Here is a 17,724-nt window from a genome sequence, read left to right as displayed (position 1 = left end):
TATTTGCTCCTGGTTTGACCGCACGCTGAGTTCGGAGCCTGCCTCTTATCGGGAAGGTGATTAAAGGGGAAAAGGTGGTCCGAAATGCGCTACGCCGGGCGACATAGATAACTTCGTCCAGTTGATAGAAGGACCAAAGCGGCAGTCGCCTCGTACCCAACCAATCCGGCGAAAGTCGCTGGTGAAGCCGCCCGGCACGTGACACGGCGCCGGAGTTCCGTCAACAGGGTGCGATCACGGGCTGCCTGCGTGGTCCACCCGCAGGTCTTCGCCGGGAGCCATGCGCATCACCCGCAGGGCGACCAGTGAGGCCCATGACCATCCGGTCAGCGCGAGGGCCCGGAGGAGAAGGCTGAACGGCTGGGGGTCGGCGCCCCTGTCGGACAGGACTCCCGCCAGCACATAGAGCACCGGCAGGGCCGTGCCGACGACCGCGCAGATGGTCATCCATCCGCGATCTCCCCGCGCGGCCCAGCCGCGGGCGAAGACGAAGCAGGCTGCGACCAGCGACCCGAGCACCACGAAGAAGGAGACGCCGTGCAGGATGTGGCTGACGCTCGTGGCGACGGGAACCCCGGGCGGCGCTCCCTGCGGATAGCCCCATCCGGGCGCGGTCGGGAACGCGCCGGCGCCGATCAGCCCGAGGCCGAAGCCGCCGATGAGCAGGGGCCCCAGGTGCCGGCCGGCCCTGGACGCAGGGCTCGCCGCAGCCCCAGGGCGCCCGCCGCGTACAGCAGACCGGTGGTCACGAAGGTGGCGATCTGGATCCACCCCAGGTCGCCCAGGCTCAGCAGGCTCAACGCATGCCGCCGGGGGTCGAAGCCGGGGCGCGTGTAGTCCTGGACCAGCACGGCGAGGATGAAGAACGGTCCCGCGACGACGCCGCAGCGCAGCAGTGCTCTGGTCGACACGACTCCTCCTTAGCAACACTAAAGAGAATGCTTCCTTAGCATTGCTGCGCCCGCCTCGTCGCCAACGCCTCCGCCCTGGGCCCCGCGACCGTCAAGCTGTTCGACGAGGAGCTCGCCGCCCTGGTCGGTCGCGGGTTCACGCCGGTTCTGGCCCTCCGTACGATCGCGACCTGCACCCGCTACATCAACGGGTTCGTCCTCCAGGAGCAGATGGAGCGCCACGGTGATCCGGTCACCCTGGCCGACCTGGCCGCGATGCTGGAGCAAGGCATGCGGGCGCCCCTCATCACGGCGATCACCGAGGGGGGCGACCCGCTGGGCGAGGAGGCCTTCGAGCACGGGCTCCGCCTGCTGGTCGACGGGACCGCCGCCGCCCTGGCGTCGCACCGGGCCGGATGACGCCGCCGCCGGCCCTCTTCATCTGCCCGCCTCCGCGGTCGGCGGCGCCTCGCGGGCGGAGGCCAGGACGCGGGCGGCGTCGCGTTCGTACGGGCCGCGCGCCGTCAGCGTGAGCAGCCCTCCGGCCAGTACGGGGAGGGTCATGAGGAGCAGGGCGGTGGTGAGGGAGCCGGTCCGGTCGGAGACGATGCCCACGATCAGCGGCCCGACGGCGACGGCGCTCCCGCCGACGAGCTGGGCCAGGGCGAAGGCGATGCCCCGGGAGGAGGCTCCGATCACGTCCGCGAGCGAGGCGGTCAGGTTGGGGGTGGCCGTCGACATGAGGATGACGGCGGCGGCCGTCAGCAGGGTGAACGGGACCAGGGCGCGGGGGGCGGCGAGCAGCGCGGTGGCCATGACGACCGCGCCGGCGACGACGCCGCAGCCGCCGACGAGCACCCGGCCGCCCTTGAGGGTGATGTGCGCGCGGCGTCCCAGCCACGCCCCGGCGAGGGTGCCGGTGACCACGCCGAGGACGGTGACCAGCCCGCCCAGCGCTCCTGCCTGCCCGGGGGTCAGCGCGAAGGTGCGGCCGATCAGCGTGGGCATCCAGTAGAAGAGCCCGGCGACGCCCATGCCCAGCGTGGCCAGGCCGACGGTGACGATGACGAGCGTGCGTACGGCGAGCACGTCCCGCACCTGCCGCCCGAGCCGCGGCGGCGTCGGGCGCGCCCCGGAGTCGTCACCGGCAGCACCGCCTGCGGTGACCTGGTCGAGGAGGCCGCGGGCGGGCTCGCGCAGCCGCAGGCAGATCAGGGCGGTCAGCAGGCCGGGGATCGCCATCAGCAGGAACGCCGCCCGCCAGCCGAACGCCTGCCCGAGCACCGCGCCCAGCACCGTGCCGATCCCGCCCAGGTGCGCCGACATCCGCGTCCACCCGAACGCCTTGGCCCGGCTGACCGGCGGATAGTAGTCGGCCAGCAGGCTGCCGGTCGCCGGGTTGTCGACGTGCTCGGCGGCGGCCAGCGCCATGCGGGTCAGGAAGAAGACGGCGAAGCCCGGCGCGAGCCCGCTGCCCGTCGTGGCCACGGCCCAGAGCAGGACCATGACGGTGATGACGCGGGTCCGGCTGAACCGGTCGGCGAGGTATCCGGCGGGGACGGCGACCGCCGCGGCCGCGATCGCCGAGCCGGTCGGGATCGCTCCGGCGAGGGTGTCACCGATGCCCCATTCGGCCTGGATCAGGGGGAGGAGGCCGCTGAGCAGGCCGGCCTCGACCCGGTCCACCAGCCCGACCAGGAACAGGATGACGAGCGGCGCCCAGCCGTAGGGGGCGGGGTCACCGGCGCGGACGCCGCCGGGAGGGGGAGCACCCCAGCGGCGTCGCGGCCGGGGGCGGGCCTCGTCACGCATGACCCACCTGCCGTTCAGGACACAAAGTCGCGGACCTTCGCGTAGACCGAGGCGTCGGTCAGGAACGCGGCGTGCGACAGGCACCCGGCGTACGTGTTGACGGCCCCGGCGAGGGACACGCTGGAGTCGGGGTTGACCACCGTGTCGCAGTCGGACCAGAGCGTGCCGTACGCGACGTCGCCCGGCGTCTCGTCCCCGCTGTTGAGCGCGGTCAGGAACGGAGAGCCGATCCGCATCTCCTGGCAGGTCGGCCGGTCCTGCGGGCAGAACCGGGTCGCGGTGGTGCCGTGGTTGGGGCCCGCCAGCGAGATCCAGGTGCTGACGGCCGTCGTGCCGCCGAGGAACTTGAGGTAGTGGCGGCTGTTCAGCGAGCCCATCGACATCGCGACGATCGTCACCTTGGCCGCGCCCGTGGCCGACCGGATGGCGTCGACCCTGGCCCGGATGTCGGCGGCGATGTCGACGTTGGACTTGGCGCTGTCGTAGTCGATGGTGAACAGCCGGTCGGCGGGCCATCCGTCCGCCTCGAAGCGGTCGATCATCGTGTTCCACCGGCCGCCGTCGCCGCCGTAGCCGTGCACGAACAGGATCGGCTCGATGGCCGCTCGCGCGGGCGGGGCGCCGGGGACCAGCACGGCCAGGCACGTCAGCAGCGCCGCTGTCAGGGCTGTCGCGGCGCGGGCCACGGCGTTCATGGGCGACCTCCTCGTGGGGTCCGACGAATGCCACCTGATTGTGCGCGACCCGAAACTTAATGGCAACAATTAAAATGTATTCCCCAAACAGGCGGCATGAGCTTGACCCGGTTGCCTCGGGTCCTCTATCATCCGGCCGTCTAATGGGAGTCGTTAACTCCGGGGATCGCCGCGAGGGTCTGCGCCGAGGCCGGGGCGGTCAGGCCGGCGACGAGCATGTCGAGCAGGTTGCCGGAGAACAACTCCGCCGTCACCGGCGGCTCGCCGGGAGCCGACTCGTCGAGGAGCTGGGCGCGCAGGCCGAACAGGCTGATGAGCTGGGAGCGCAGCATGGCCAGCCGCTCCAGCCGGAGCGGGCGGGGGAGCGGTTCGAGCGTCGCGTGCAGCCATCGCGCCACCGCGAGCCCGGCCGGCGCGTCCACGATCTGGAACGGCCGCCGGTAGGCGAGCGAGGGATAGCTGAGCCTGGCCACGATGCGCAGGTGGGCCCGGCCCAGCTCGGTGCGGAGGTCCTCGTCCATGGGGGCGGCGAGCGCGTGTACCAGGGCCCGCGGGTCGGCGGTCCGGTCGCCGGCGGCGATGGCGGCGACCAGCGGGGCGCGGCGCGCCTCGACCGCCTCCAGGTGCGCTCGCAGGATGGCCTCGACCAGGCCGTCCTTGCTGCCGAAGTGGTAGTGCAGCGCCGACTCGTTGCGCGCCCCGATGGCGTCGTGCAGCTGCCGGGTGGTCACGTCGGCGACCCCGTGGCGGGCGAACAGCAGCGCCCCCTGGTGGAGCAGGGCGTCACGGGTACTTGATCTGGCCACGGCGGCATACTATCGTCCAGCAGGTATTAATGAGATACATTACCAGCTGGGAGCCGAACGCATGACGGACGCCCTCGCGGCCTGGAGGCGGCTCGTGCGCGCGCTGGACGAGGCGGGGGAGACCGTCACCGGCCTGGCCGGGCCCGACGCGGGCGTGGACGTCGCCGAGGGCCTCCGCTACGTGCTCCACGTCCTGGCCGACCAGACCGACCGGGCCGGGACCCGCGACTCCGGCCGCCCGCTGTTCCTGCCGGGGGTCACGCCGGTGCGCAAGCTGTTCTTCGACAACCCCGACACCGCGTACGACATCGCGCTCATCTCCAGCCGCCGCTCGTACCGCATCCGGGGAGAGCGCGGCACCGTGCCGTACCTCGCGTTCTGCGTCTACGGCGCGAACAGCTCCGACGGCCGGCCGACCCGCGTGAGCAACCTCAACGACGAGCGGATCGCCTTCGGCCCCCACGGCTCGTTCGAGATCACGCTCTCCCCGGACGAGCGGCCGGGCGCCTGGATCAAGCTCGAACCGGGGGCGCACACGGTCATCGCCCGCCAGTACTTCCTCGACCGCGCCCGCGACCGGCCCGCGCGGTTCGCCATCGAGGCGCTCGACGATCCGGGGCCTGACCCGGTCTTCGACGACGCCCGCTTCGCCGCCTTCGCCGGGTCGGCCGCCGCGTTCGTCACCGCCGCGACGGGCGTGGCACGCGGGCGCGCCGAGCAGGCGGAGGCCACCCCCAACCGCTTCGTCCACCACCGGGGCCACGGCCTGTACGGGACACCCGACGCCGGCTACGTCATCTGCTGGTACTCCCTCGAACCGGACCAGGCCCTGGTCGTCGAGGCCGTGCCGCCGCGCTGCCGCTACTGGGGCGTCCACCTCGCCAACCGGTGGGGCCAGTCGCTCGACCATCGCAGCCGCCGCACCGCGCTCAACGCCGGCAGCGCGACGCTCGCGCCCGACGGGAGCCTGCGCGTGGTGGTCGCCCACTCCGACCCGGGCGAGCCCAACTGGCTCGACACCGCCGGCCACCCGCGCGGCTGGGTCCTCTTCCGATGGCTGCTCAGCGACGAGGTCGTGATCCCCGAAGGACGCGTCGTCCCGCACCCCCGACCTGGAGGAACGACATGAGCTCGCCCCTCTGGCACCGCCCCAACGCCGCCGACCCCCGGGTCACGGCGGCCAAGAACGCCTTCCTCGCCGGCTTCCCCCTGGTCACCACCATGCGCATCATGCAGGGCATGGCGCAGCGACTGGGCGTCAACCGGATGTGGGCCTCGCGACGGCTGTCGGGCCCCGACAGCCGGGCCATCGTCGCGCCGAACCTGGACACCGTCTACGCGCTCGCCGTCCTGGACCTGCGGGCGGGCCCCCTGACGCTGACCCTCCCCGCCATCCCGGACCGCTACCACAGCGTGCAGCTCCTCGACGCCTGGATGGGCGGCTTCGGGCTGCTCGGGACGCGGACCACCGGCGGCGGGGGTGGTTCCTGGGCCATCCTGCCGCCTGGCCACTCCGGCCCGGTCCCCGGCGGTCTCGAACCGCTATGGTGTCCCACCGGCCACGCCTTCCTCCTGTGCCGGGTCCGCGCGCTCGACGCCGCCGACGCCGCCGAGGCCGGCGCCCTGGCCACCAGGATCGAGCTGCGCGCCCCGGCCCGGACCCCGGGAGGCATGCCGCTGCCGCCTCCCGCCGGGCGCGCGCACGACACCGGGCGCAACGGCCTCGGCTTCTTCGACGAGCTCTGCGCCGCCCTCCCGGCCAACCCGCCCGTCACCGCCGAGCAGCGCCGGGCCCTCGACGCCGTGGCGGGCCTCGGCGTCGCCGCCGGCCGCCGGCCCAGCGCCGAACTGGACGAGCCCGGCAGAACGGTCCTCGCCGAGGCGGTCGCGGAGGGCATGCGCGAGCTGGAACCCCCCGCCGACGCCCCGCACACCGTCAACGGCTGGACCGCCAACCTCGGCCTCGGCACCCGGGAGACCAGCGGCGGGCTCCGTGAACGGGCGATGGTCGCCAGATACTTCTGGGGCCCCGTCCCGGCGGAGGAGGCGATCTACCCGCGGACCTCCACCACTGCGGACGGCCTGCCCCTGGACGGCTCCAAGCGCTACCGCATCCGCTTCCCCAAGGACGGCCTGCCCCCGGTCGACGCGTTCTGGTCCCTCACCGCGTACGGTCCCGACATGTTCCTCGTCCCCAACAGCCGCGGCCGCTACTCCATCAGCGGCGACGACCCGGGTCTCGTCACCGCCGAGGACGGCTCCCTCGACCTCTACCTGTCCCACCATCCGCCCGCGGGACCCGAGACCAACTGGCTGCCCGTCCCGGACGGCCGGTTCAACCTGATCCTGCGTCTCTACCTGCCCCGTCGCCCGGTCCTCGACGGCGCGTACGCGTACCCGCCCGTGACCGTGCTCGACCACCGGCCGCGTCTCTGACCGGCCCGTACGGGGTCGTCGGCGGCGACGCCCGGCAGGCCGGTCTTCGTCCGGCGGTGCGAAGACCGGCTTCGGGCACGTCACTTCCGGCCGAGGATCTTCGCCCCGAACCTCACCGAGTGCCCGACTCCATTGCATGCCCGGCATTTGCCGAAAGCGCCCTTGAAGGTGGTCGAATGCGACTCTTTCGAGCGATTGCAGCGAGGGCATTTCATGTAGGGATGGAAGTAGCAGGACCCCAGGTAGACGACGGAGATGACGAGGGCCAACCAGATCAGTGGGTGCATGCCGCCAGCGTGCACACAAAGTGATGACTTCGTCACGGGAATCCCCGGACAAGGTCATCACTTCCTGTATCCGCAGGGTTACAATACGCTCACCCCGCTGAGTTAGGCGCCCGTTCCGGTCGCGGCCACCCCGTCCCGGCCGAGCTGGTCACGCAGCCGTACGCACTCGCGCGCGAAACGGCTGCGGCCCCCCGCCGCCGCGTACGCCGTCACCTGAGGGATCGCGCCCCGTGCCGCCGCCCAGGTCGCCGTGTCCGCCGCGAGCGCCATCGCCCGGGTGTGCGCGACGCCCGGCCGTTCGCCGGGATCGGGCAGCAGGGCGGGCAGCAGCGTCGTGAGCAGCCGCCAGACCGCCGCGTGGGCGCCCTGCCGTGCCGCCTCGTCCAGCACCCGCACCACCGCCCGCTTGTCGAACCGCGCTGTGCGCCGCAGCAGCAGCGCGACCTGCTCACCCACCGCCTCGGCCGGCAGGTCCCCCCTGGCCGCCATCCGCAGCAGCAGGGACGGCGCCTCCGGATGCCCGGCGGCGACGAAATAGGCCAGGGTGAGGGCCAGCGCCTCTCCCACGGGGCCGTCCGCGTCGATCAGCGCCGCCACGAACACCGGCGCGATCGTCGGGTGGAGCAGAAAGGGCAGGTAGTTGACGGCCACGACCTCCCGGTGCGACGGCAGGACGGCCGGCCACCAGCCCATCGCGCCGCCGTGGTCGTCGTAGCTCCAGTGCGCCGGCTCGCGCAGCAGGTCGTCGAGCGGCGCGTGGCCGACCGGTTCGGCACGCAGTATGGGCTTCAGCCTGACCTCGTACTGCGGGCGATCGGGCTCGTGCTCGTCGAAGTAGCGGTCGACGGCGCCGTCCAGGTAGGCCCATCGCAGCCCGGTCTCCGGGTCGGGCAGCCCTTCACCCGCCAGCCAGGCGGCAGCGGTCGCGGCGGCCGGCGAGCCGGTCCGCGCCGCTCTCGCGGCCGCTCCCGGGTGACGTCCCCTGGGCAGCCGCACCAGTGCCTGGACCAGGTCGGCGGTCAGCGGCTCGACGCCCGCCGCCGCGCACTCCTCCAGCCGGTCCACCAGCACGTCCGGGTCGAGGTGCCCGGTCGAGCGCGTGGGCGTGGCCAGCAGGACGGGCGGCAGCGTGCCCGCCCGCAGCGCCTCGTAGACCTCGCTGAGCCGGCGCAGCACGAACAGGTGCGGCGGTGAGACCTGCCACGGCTGCGGCAGGCGACGCCGGCGGCGCGACTCCACCATCGGGTCGGGCGGCTCCGGGTCCGTGAACAGCGGCCCGAACCCGAAGGAGCCGATGTGGACGCGGAAGTCTCCCGGCTCGCCGGGTCCCGGCGGGGGAATCCGCAGCCCGTCGCGCATGGCCGCCACCCGCTCCTCGGACACGCCGATCTCCAGCACCTGCTCGAAGATGCCCTCGCGGACCCGCTCCGGCAGGTCCGCGAACATCCGATACGGCTCGCCCTCCTCTTCCCGCTCCCCGTCGCCGCTCTCGGGCTCCTCCACGGGCTGGACACTCACCGTGAAGCTCGCTCCCGCCCACGGGTCGACGGGCTCGGGCTCGGGCGGACCCGGATCGGCGCCGGGCGCGATCACCTCCAGGGCGAGGGCGCTGAACCATGATCGGGTGTTGGTCCAGCTCGTCTGCTGGAACAGGTGGGGCTCGTCGCCGTAGGCGCTCAGCGCCCGCCGCAGCTCCTCCCGGTCACCGCTCGCCTGCCGCGTGAACGCGGCCAGCCACCGCTCGTGGTCGGGCCACTGGTACATGTGCCAGGGCAGGTCCAGGGTGGGCTCCGGGAACGGCTCCGGCTCGTACGGCTGCGGCAGCGGCGGCGGGGTGAACACCTCAGGCGGCTCCGGGGCCGGCACCTCCCCGCCGTGGACGGCCGCCACCCGGGCGCCGAGCGTCGGCGGCAGCATCGGCACGGCCTGGGCCAGAGTTTCCGCGGCCGGGGCCAAGGCCGCGGCGTGCTTGAGCGCGATCCTGGCCGCCCGCCCCTGGACCTCGTCCGAGCGGTGCGCGAACGCGGTGGCCAGCGCGCCGGCCAGCGCGGGCGCCTGCTCCGCGGCGTCCGGCAGTGCGCGCTCCAGCCAACGCAGGCCCTCCAGGGCGAGCTTGGCCTCAGGGCGGAAGGTCAGCGCGCCGATCGCCTCGATGACCTCGGCCTCCTCGTGCGGTCCGCCCTGCCTGATCTGGGCGAGCGCCAGCTCGGCGACCGGGCCGGGAGCGGTGGGCAGCAGCCGCAGGTAGTCGCGGGCCCGGTCGGCGGCCTCCTGCGGGGTGGGGTCGAGCAGCTGGTGCAGGCGGACGAAGAAGCGCAGGCCGAGGGTGTCCCCGCCGCGCAGGAAGCGGGACAGGCAGCCGTCCAGCAGCTCCGCGCGCGACACCCGGCCGCTTTCCCGCAGCCGGTCGAGCAGGGACAGCCAGGGGGTGGGGACGGGGTCCAGCCGCTCCCAGCGCAGCGCGCGACCGGCGCCCTCGGCCTCGAAGATCCTCGGCAGCAGCGCGCCGATCAGCGGGTCGTCGGGGACCGGCCGGGAGCTGAGCCAGGCGGTCACCAGCGGGTCGTGCTCAGGAGGCGGGACGCCGCAGGCCCGCAGCAGCGCCAGCGCGAGCGGACCGTCGGGGTCGTCGGCCGTGCGGATCTTACGGGCCAGCCGCCCGGCCACCTCGGCCTGCCAGCCGGCCGGGCGCGCGGCCACCACCCGGATCAGGTCCGTCACCCCGGCCCGGCGGTCGGCGAACTCCCGCCGGGCCAGCCAGGAGACCGTGGCGGCGGGACCGGACAGCACGCCCGCTCCCGCGATCCGCAGCACCGCGCCGTGACCGCCGACGGCATCCAGTGCCGTGTCCCACGGATCCGGCGCGGACCCGTCCTCCTCCCACAGGTCGTCCCCCTCGCCCATGCCGAGCGACCAGCGCGCCCTGGCGCGGCGGTCGGCGGCCTCGCGCAGCTCGCGGCGCAGGTCCGGGAGCTGCCGGGCGACCTCGGCGCGCTCGGCGCCGGACAAGGCGATCACGACCTCGGCCAGCCCGCGGGTGTCGCGGGCGATGATGCGGTCACGGACCCGCGCCCAGGCCGTCATCAGGCAGCGCTCACGGAAGCAGTCGAACACGTCATGCGCCGCACCCTAGGGATCGCCTCCGACAAACCGCCGGCCGCGCCCGGCGGCGGTACGGGGTCCCGTCTCCCGGGCGCGGGAAGGCTCCCGGGGTCCTCGCGCGGGTCAGCTTCTCCCGTACGTCAGCCGCCGGAGCGCGGCCTCGGCGGGCCCTCTGCGCCCGCCCGGCGCCAGCAGCGCGGCGAGCGCCACGGTGGCCAGCCAGGTCACCACGGCGATGCCGGACGCCACGGCGTCGCCGACGCGCGTGCCGAGGCCTCCCGCGTACGGGGCGAACACCGCGACGAAGATCACTGACTGGAGCAGATAACAGGTCAGCGACCATTGGCCGCAGGCCGCGAGCGCCCTGACGAGCGGGCCGGGACGGCCGCGTCGCGCCCGGCCGGCGACGAGTCCGATGATCGCCGCGTACGCGAGCCCGCCGGCGATGCCGGTCACGCTGTGCAGCGCGTACGCGGACACGGAGACCAGGTCCGACGGCGTCCAGATCCGGGTGTCGACGAGCATCAGCGGAACCGCGCCCACGACGGCCGACGCCGTGCCCGCGACGGCGACCCGGGAGAGCAGGTCCCGGTTCGGCGTCGGGTTTTCCAGCACGTGCCGCCGGGCCGCCCAGATCCCGAACAGGAAGGCGGGCACCACGCTGACGGCGAAGTAGGTGGGCGTCATTCCGGACCATCCGATGAGCCGCATCACGAGCGCCTCGACGGGATCCGCCATGGCGGCGGGCGTGTCGCCCTTGGGCGCGGAGACGGTGAGCAGCCCGAAGCCGAACATCACCACGACGTGCAGCGCCAGCCCGATCACCGCGGCCCGCAGCACGGCCCGGTCCTCGCGCCGGACGAAGCCGACGAGCACGAGCCCCACCAGCCCGTACGCCCCGAGGATGTCGCCGAAGAACAGCAGCAGCGCGTGGCAGAACCCGAAGGCCAGCAGCCACAGGCTCCGGCGGCGCAGCACGGCGCGCACCTGCGGCCAGCTCCTGCCGGTGGCCAGGTGCCGATCGGCGAGCTGGACCAGGCCGTAGCCGAACAGGGCCGCGAACATGGGCAGCGCCCGCCCGTCCACGAGGACGATCTGCACCCCGGCGACCACCCTGTCGACGACCGCGCCGTCCAGGGCGTAGCCGCGGAAGCCCGCGTCGTGGCCGGACAGGTACATGTGCGCGTGCGCCAGCGCGATGAGCAGCAGCATCAGCCCGCGCGCGAGATCGGGGGCGAGGGCCCGGCGGGTGATGGGGGTGGCCCCGGGAGCGGGAGCCGGAGGAGCGATGGACATGGTTGACCTCTCACATCGAAGGACCCCGCCTCTGCGGCTGCTCGGGCGTGCGGGTGTCACGGTGTCCCCGGCGGCGTGCGTCCGGCCGGCGCTGTTAAGGCTACGCTACTGTAGCTACAGCAATATAGCTACAGTGGCGTAGCTCGGCGCCGGTGTCTCGATGCGGGCGCTCCCACGGGCCGGTCGCGGTGCGACTCCACGAGTAAGATGCGGCCCTGGGATCGAACGAGGGGTGACGATTGGGAGATCACAGCGGCCGGGCGCGGCGGAGCGCCGAAGAGGTGGCCAACGCCATCCGCGCCGCGGTGCTGGAAGAGGTGGTGGAGGTCGGCGTCGGCCGGCTGACCATGGAAGGCATCGGCAGGCGGGCGGCGACCGCCCGCACCACGCTGTACCGTCGCTGGTCGGACCCGATCGACATCCTCCTGGACGCGCTCTACCACGCGCATCCCGTCGAGGAGCCCACCCCGGGAGCCGACGATCTGCGCGGCGACCTGATCCGATCACTCCAGCTCATGCGCGCCTGGATGCTCAGCCCGGCCGGCCGTGCGGTCGCGGCCATCCTCACCGACCCGATGGGCGCCGCGCAGGTCTCCGACGCGATCTTCGAGAAGGTCTTCGCCCGGCGAGGGGGCACGTTCACGAGCACGGTGCTGCAGTACTACGCCGACCGCGGCCACTTCCCGGCCGCGTTGCTCACCCCCGTGGTCGCCGACATCGGCGAGGCGCTGGTCACCAAGCGCCTGCTGGACGGCACACCGCCCAGCGACGAGGACCTGGCCGACATCGTCGACCAGGCCATCCTCCCGGCCGTCGGACTCCGCGCCCCCCGCCCGGGGGGCGACTGACCGATCGGCCTTCGTCTTCGCCGCGATTCCTTTATCGGCGGTTGTAGATGTTGCCGTAGCAATTGCGGTTGCTGATGGTCAGGTAGCACGCGTTATACAGACCGCGGATTCTTTTCTCCTCCGTGACCCAGGTGGTGCCCGAGTCGACGACCAGACCTAGAGTCCGGTCAGTTTGAGCCTGACGTGGTAGGAGTAGAAGGTCTCATCGGTCCCGTCGAGGAACGTGTCCTCGATGGCCACCTCGCCCCTGTCCAGCGCGAAGCACGTGACGCCGTTCGCGATCGCCACGCCCAGGCTGTCGCCCGTGCCGGCGGCCGGGGGCGTGACCTCGCGCAGGTCGAAGCCCACGCTGCCGATGGTTCCGACGACCGTGGTGGGGTGCTCGAAGTCGGCGGGGTCCCCGTCGCCTCCGGTCACCATCGGGAAGTAGTCCTCGGTGAACCTGGGGAACAGGTTCCCGCCGACCAGGAAGCGGAGCTCATCCCGCCCGTCCCGTTCCGCGGCGTTGAGCGAGTCGATGTCGTAGAGCTGCACGCGGCACGACGTCGCCCTGGCGGCGGCCGGATTCGCGGTCACGGCCAGCGGCGTCACCACGCCCACGGTCAGCGCCAGTCCGGCGATCAGCTTGTGAGATCTCATGGTGCCCTTTTCTCCGTGGAGGGCGCGTGAGGATCTCCCCGATCCGCGGGGAGCACGGCCCCTGTCCCCGCAGTGTCGCCCCGGCGCCTCGCGGCCGGCCGCGTACAAATACCGGCCGGATCGGCGCCCTTCGGCCTTGCGCGTCCCTCACGTGCGGGCTCGGTGTTGAGAGGCCTGAGCTCCACTGTCCCCCTGGCGGGGCCCGGTGACGACCTCGACCGGGGAGCGGCCGTGCGCGGTGTCACGGCCGCTCCGTGGAGACGGTCAGACGCGGGTCCACTTCTGGTTGGCGCCGCCGTGGCAGGTCCAGATCTGTGCCCTGGCGCCGTTGGCGGTGCCGGCGCCGCTGACGTCCAGGCACTTGTTCGCGCCCACGGCGGTGATGCTGCCGTCGGCGTTGAGCCGCCACTTCTGGTTGTTCTGGCCGTTGCAGTCCCAGATGATCACGGCGGTGCCGTCGGCGGTCCCGGCCCCGTTCACGTCCAGGCACTTGGTGCCGTACACCCGCAGCTCACCGGCGCTGGTGACGGTCCACTGCTGGTTGGGCTGACCGTTGCAGTCCCAGATGAGCACCTGCGCGCCGTTGGCCTGGGACGCGCCGTTGACGTCCAGGCACCGGTTCGACGCGACTCCCCGGAACGCGCCCGTGTCCGGCGGATTCGGGTCGCCGCCTCCCAGCCGGGTGAAGAAGTCCCAGACCACCGGCCTGGTCCAGGAGTTCTCGCCGGGCTCGAAGTCACCGGGCCTGCCGTCCACGGGACCGGGGGTGTGGCCCGCGTCGAAGGCCGCCCACGCGACCGGGTACCCGGCCCGGCACCCCGAGTAGTAGGTGACGACGTGCGTCAGGCTGCCCGATGCGGGCTCCGGCGGGTTCTGGGGGGTGCAGCCGTTGTTCCTGACGAACCTGTCCCGCAGCGAGCGGCCCGCGGAGATGTTGAGCACCGAGTCCCTGAGGCCGTGCAGCCCGATGTACGCGACGGGCTCCGTGCCGCCGCTGCAGCCGCTGAGCTGCGCGCCGGCGTAGACGGCCACCGCGCGGAACACCGTCGGGCGGGCGCACGCGAGCGCGTAACTCATGCCGCCGCCGTAGCTGAAGCCCAGGGCGAAGCGCTGGGCGGTGTCCACGCAGAGGTCCGCCTCGATCCTGCGGATCATGTCGTCGACGAAGGTGACGTCCTCGCCGCCCGAGTTGGCCCAGCCGTTGTTGAGGCCCTGGGGCGCGACGAAGATCGCGGTGCCGTTCGACAGGGCCCTGAGCCCGTAGTAGGACCACGGGTAGCCGCTGGTCCCGCCCGAGTCGACGTCGTTGGCGGTGCCGCCGTTCCAGTGGAATCCGAAGATCAGCCGGTACGGGGTCGTGTTCTGGTAGTTGTCCGGAATCCTCAGGATGAAGCTGCGGTTCTTGCCGTTCGTGGTGATGGATTGGGCGCCGCTTCTGAGGGCCGGGGTCTTGCCGCATCCCGCGGTGGGCGCGAGGGCGCGCGGCGCCGTGCGCGACGGGGTCGTGCTGTCGCCCAGCGCCGGCTGTCCCATGGCCGGGACGACGAGCAGTGCCGCCGACGCGATGGCGGTGAGGAGGAGTCTGAGCCTCGGCATCACGCACTTTCCTTTGCCGTTGTCCTGGTGACACACGTGAACGGAAGCGTCCGGGCGTCGCGGATGTTAGCGCTAACTCAACGCCGCCTGGATCGCCTTCCTCTCTTTCCGATGGCTGACGGCGATGGTGCAGCGGAGCAAACAACGCCGCGAAAAGATCTGTCAAGCGTCCGGGCGTCCGAGGCCGGGGTCTCCCGCCCAGGCCGGCCTCGCCGCTCCTCCGCCTGACCAGGACAGGCCGACGCGGCGGTCGTTGATCTGCCGCGATGTAACTTTCACCGGACCGAGGGGCCGTGCTAGCGCCGCAGCCGCACGGGATCGGCCGTGCCGCTGCGGCGGACGATCCAGGCGTCGGTGATGTGCCGGAACATCGCCTCGGCGGCGCCCTCGGGGTCGTGCGCGGCGATGCGTTCGTAGACGCGGCGGTGGCCGAGGTTCGACGCCACGCACAGGGCCCGCTCGGTCCGGCCCATGTACCGGGCGGTGTTGACGACCTGACCTTCCAGCGACCGTACGACGGCGCGGGCGATGCGGTTGCCGGAGGCGCGCATGATGGTGTCGTGGAAGGCGCGGTCGCTCTCGGCGTAGGTGGCCGGGTCGCCCACGAGCTCGTCCATGTGGTCCACCAGCGCCCGTAGCCGGTCGATGGTGTCCGGCCCGGCCAGGCGGGCGGCGACGTTGGCCATGTCGGACTCCAGCACGCGCCGGGTGACGACGAGGTCGTCGAGGATCGTCAGGCTCTCGTCCTCGGCGATGGTCGCGCTGAGGACGAGCTCGTCGAGCATGTCCCACGTCGCCGGCGGGGTGACCATGGTGCCGGAGCCCTGCCGGACCTGCACCAGCCCCTTCTCCTGAAGGATCTTGACCGCCTCCCGCACGACGGTGCGGCTCACGGAGAAGGCCTCGCACAGCGCGGGCTCGGGGGGCAGCGGGGTGCCCGGCGGGTGGACCCCGCGCACGATGCGCTCCACCAACTCGGCCGTCACCGCTCTGGCGAGACTCGGCGGGCGATGGACCCAGGCCGGCGCCGGGCCACTGCCGGCCGTTTCGCGCGATGCCGTCATGTCGCCTCCGGTGACCTGCCAGGTGACAGCGTCACCGCGCACAGTATACGCGAGATCTCTTGCCGTAATACGTCATACGAATTACGTTTACCGCAGACGGCCGGATCCGTCGGCCGCTCCCGAAAGCGGGCAGCGATGAGACACCGAGCGTTATGGGCGGCCTGGATGGCCGTCGCCCTGACCGTGGCCGGCTGTGGCAGCGCGACCCGGACGGACCCTCCGTCCGCAGAGGCGCAGCGCAAGCTCGTGGTCTGGGACTGGAAGTCCGGCGAACCGGCTGCCGCCGCGTACGTCGCCAAGGCGAAGGCGGTCTTCGCCGAACGGCATCCGGGGGTCACCGTCGAGTTCGTCGCGCAGCCGTTCGACCAGTACTACACCCTGCTCGGCACGGCGAGCCGGTCGAACAAGGCGCCCGACGTCATGCTCTTCAACGGGGGCGGGCAGATCCGCGACCGGGCCGGCATGCTCCTCCCGCTGGACCCGTACGTGGCCGAGGACAGGGACCGGCTGGCGGGCTGGGGCGCGTTCAGCGAGGGGGGCAAGGTCTACGCGGCGCCGGTGACCCTGCAGGGGCACCCGATCTACTACAACAGGTCGCTCTACGAGGCGGCCGGCCTCGACCCGGCCGCCCCGCCCGGGACCTGGGACGAGTTCGTCAGCGGCTGCGCCGCCATCAAGCGGAGGACCGGGGCCGCCTGCTTCGCGCTCGGCAACAAGGAAGGCTTCGGCATCCAGTTCTTCCTGTCGGGCCTCGGCTCCGGCATCCTCACCCCCCGGGAGTACGACGACTGGATCGCCGGCGAGCGCGACTGGACCTCCCCCCACGTACGACGGATCTTCGAGCTGTGGAAGGACGCCGGCGACCAGGGGCTGAACAACGGCGGCGCCAACTCCACCGCGATGTTCACCGACGTCTTCCGGGTCTTCCAGACCGGGAAGGCCGCTCACATCATCGGGCTGATGTCGGACATCGGGCACTGGAAGGACTTCGGCGAGTTCCTGCCGCCCGAGAAGCTCGGCGTCATGCCGGCCCCGGTCGTCACCGACGGGGCCGCCCCGAGCCTTCCGTACGACGGCGGCATCGGCTACGCGGTGGCCAAGGGGACGAAGGACCCCGCGCTGGCCGCCGGCCTGGTGCGGGCCCTGACCTCGGCGGAGGCCCTGACGGCGTTCTACGCCGAGGCCGGCGCGATCACCTCCGACACCACGATCGACGTCTCGAAGGCCGGTCCGGCCGCCGCCGCGATCGCCTCCCAGATCCGGACCGGCAAGCCCGCCCTGCACGTGGCGCTGTCCTCCAAGACCCTGGACGTGATGGGCAGGCTGTCCCAGAAGCTCCTGAGCGGGTCGATCACCGTGGACGGGGCCCTGGAGCAGTTGGCCGCCTCCGACCGGACGGGCTGACCCCCGTGCGCGCCGAGCGCCTCGCGCCGTACGTCCTGGTGGCCCCGGCCGTGCTGATCATCGTGGTGCTGCGCCTGTGGCCGCTGGCCCTGGGCGTCAACTTCTCCTTCACGGGCGACGGCGAGCTCAACGGCGCCTTCGTCGGGGCGGGCAACTACCTGGAGCTGGCCACGGACCCGCTGTTCCACACCTCGCTGCGCAACGTCGGGCTGCTGATGCTGCTGCTTCCCGTGGCGGTGGCGATCCCGGGGCTGCTCGCCACCTTCCTCTATCTGCGCGTGCCGGGACACCGGGTCTACCGCAGCGTCTACTTCTTCCCTGCCGTGCTCTCGCCGGTGATCGTCGGCGCGATCTTCAACCTCGTGCTCGGGTACGACGGCCCGCTGAACTCCGTCCTGGCGGCGTTCGGCGCCGGTCCCGTCGACTGGCTGGGGGATCCGGGCATCGCCATGGTCACGGTGGCCGGGGTGCACATCTGGGCGACGTTCGGGATGGCCCTGGTGGTGTTCCTCGCGGGGTTCAGCACCCTGGACGGCTCGCTGCTGGACGCCGCCCGGGTGGACGGCGCGTCGCTCCGCCAGTCCATCCGGCACGTGATCATCCCGGGCCTGACCCGTACCATCCAGTTCGTCTTCGTGACGACGACGATCGGCATGCTGACGTCCATGTTCGGGCTGCTCTTCGTCATGACCAGCGGCGGCCCGGAGGGGTCGACCTACCTGCCGGAGTACTACATCTGGCACCAGCAGGGACAGCTGAACCGGCCGGCGCTCGCCTCGGCCGCCTCGACGGTGCTCTTCGTCGTCATGCTCGTGGTGGGGCTCCTGCAGATCTCCGTGCTCCGCCGAG

At 72.5% G+C, this 17,724-nt stretch carries 13 protein-coding genes and 2 pseudogenes; 6 read left to right on the top strand and 9 right to left on the bottom strand.

The window, feature by feature from the left end:
- Nucleotides 1-234 precede the first annotated feature (234 nt).
- Nucleotides 235-851: pseudogene (locus tag OUY22_RS18655) on the bottom strand (DUF998 domain-containing protein).
- Between the two features lie 120 nt (nucleotides 852-971).
- Here OUY22_RS18655 and OUY22_RS18650 point away from each other — a divergent pair.
- Nucleotides 972-1,310 (top strand): annotated as a pseudogene (locus tag OUY22_RS18650) (TetR/AcrR family transcriptional regulator C-terminal domain-containing protein); the annotation flags it as partial.
- A gap of 18 nt (nucleotides 1,311-1,328) precedes the next feature.
- Here OUY22_RS18650 and OUY22_RS18645 read toward each other — a convergent pair.
- The 3 genes from OUY22_RS18645 to OUY22_RS18635 all read right to left on the bottom strand — a co-directional run bounded on the left by OUY22_RS18645 (nucleotide 1,329) and on the right by OUY22_RS18635 (nucleotide 4,203).
- A complete protein-coding gene (locus OUY22_RS18645) occupies nucleotides 1,329-2,702 on the bottom strand; it encodes an MFS transporter (protein ID WP_270156292.1) in 1,374 nt (457 codons plus the stop codon).
- Nucleotides 2,703-2,716: 14 nt separating this feature from the next.
- A complete protein-coding gene (locus tag OUY22_RS18640) occupies nucleotides 2,717-3,397 on the bottom strand; it encodes an esterase/lipase family protein (protein ID WP_270156291.1) in 681 nt (226 codons plus the stop codon).
- A 140-nt stretch (nucleotides 3,398-3,537) separates the two neighbouring features.
- Nucleotides 3,538-4,203 (bottom strand): TetR/AcrR family transcriptional regulator, encoded by a 666-nt coding sequence (locus OUY22_RS18635; protein ID WP_270156290.1) that lies wholly within the window; start codon nucleotides 4,201-4,203, stop codon nucleotides 3,538-3,540.
- A 61-nt stretch (nucleotides 4,204-4,264) separates the two neighbouring features.
- Here OUY22_RS18635 and OUY22_RS18630 point away from each other — a divergent pair, with 61 nt between their 5' ends.
- Nucleotides 4,265-5,332, top strand: a complete 1,068-nt coding sequence (locus OUY22_RS18630) for a DUF1214 domain-containing protein (RefSeq protein ID WP_270156289.1) — start codon at nucleotides 4,265-4,267, stop codon at nucleotides 5,330-5,332.
- Nucleotides 5,329-6,639, top strand: a complete 1,311-nt coding sequence (locus OUY22_RS18625; protein ID WP_270156288.1) for a DUF1254 domain-containing protein — start codon at nucleotides 5,329-5,331, stop codon at nucleotides 6,637-6,639. Before OUY22_RS18630 ends, OUY22_RS18625 begins: the two co-directional genes overlap by 4 nt.
- A 389-nt stretch (nucleotides 6,640-7,028) precedes the next feature.
- On the opposite strand, the gene OUY22_RS18620 is transcribed toward OUY22_RS18625, so the two are convergent.
- On the bottom strand, nucleotides 7,029-10,040 hold the full coding sequence (locus tag OUY22_RS18620; RefSeq protein ID WP_270156287.1) for a DUF6493 family protein: 3,012 nt from the start codon (nucleotides 10,038-10,040) through the stop codon (nucleotides 7,029-7,031).
- A 111-nt stretch (nucleotides 10,041-10,151) separates the two neighbouring features.
- Entirely contained in the window at nucleotides 10,152-11,324 is a 1,173-nt protein-coding gene (locus OUY22_RS18615; protein WP_270156286.1) for a DUF418 domain-containing protein, read from the bottom strand.
- A 239-nt stretch (nucleotides 11,325-11,563) separates the two neighbouring features.
- Between OUY22_RS18615 and OUY22_RS18610 the strand changes: the two genes are divergently transcribed.
- Entirely contained in the window at nucleotides 11,564-12,172 is a 609-nt protein-coding gene (locus OUY22_RS18610; RefSeq protein WP_270156285.1) for a TetR-like C-terminal domain-containing protein, read from the top strand.
- A 156-nt stretch (nucleotides 12,173-12,328) separates the two neighbouring features.
- Here OUY22_RS18610 and OUY22_RS18605 read toward each other — a convergent pair whose 3' ends face one another.
- The 3 genes from OUY22_RS18605 to OUY22_RS18595 form a co-directional block, all read right to left on the bottom strand.
- On the bottom strand, nucleotides 12,329-12,811 hold the full coding sequence (locus OUY22_RS18605; protein WP_270156284.1) for a hypothetical protein: 483 nt from the start codon (nucleotides 12,809-12,811) through the stop codon (nucleotides 12,329-12,331).
- 264 nt (nucleotides 12,812-13,075) lie between these two features.
- The gene (locus OUY22_RS18600) at nucleotides 13,076-14,407 is read right to left on the bottom strand and encodes a ricin-type beta-trefoil lectin domain protein (protein ID WP_270156283.1); all 1,332 of its coding nucleotides are present in this window, start codon (nucleotides 14,405-14,407) and stop codon (nucleotides 13,076-13,078) included.
- A 296-nt stretch (nucleotides 14,408-14,703) separates the two neighbouring features.
- Nucleotides 14,704-15,393 carry a FadR/GntR family transcriptional regulator gene (locus tag OUY22_RS18595; RefSeq protein ID WP_270156282.1) on the bottom strand — a complete coding sequence of 230 codons (690 nt, stop codon included), beginning with the start codon at nucleotides 15,391-15,393 and terminating at the stop codon, nucleotides 14,704-14,706.
- Nucleotides 15,394-15,636: 243 nt separating this feature from the next.
- On the opposite strand from OUY22_RS18595, the gene OUY22_RS18590 reads away from it, so the two are divergent.
- Both OUY22_RS18590 and OUY22_RS18585 read left to right on the top strand, forming a co-directional pair.
- Nucleotides 15,637-16,875 carry an ABC transporter substrate-binding protein gene (locus tag OUY22_RS18590; protein WP_270156281.1) on the top strand — a complete coding sequence of 413 codons (1,239 nt, stop codon included), beginning with the start codon at nucleotides 15,637-15,639 and terminating at the stop codon, nucleotides 16,873-16,875.
- Nucleotides 16,876-16,880: 5 nt separating this feature from the next.
- Nucleotides 16,881-17,724, top strand: an 844-nt coding sequence (locus OUY22_RS18585) for a carbohydrate ABC transporter permease (protein WP_270156280.1), incomplete at its 3' end; no start/stop codon positions are given.

This window comes from Nonomuraea corallina, assembly GCF_027620315.1.
GTDB lineage: Bacteria > Actinomycetota > Actinomycetes > Streptosporangiales > Streptosporangiaceae > Nonomuraea > Nonomuraea corallina.
The sequence above is the reverse complement of the archived record's forward strand: the minus strand, read 5'-3'. Positions and strand labels throughout refer to the sequence as shown.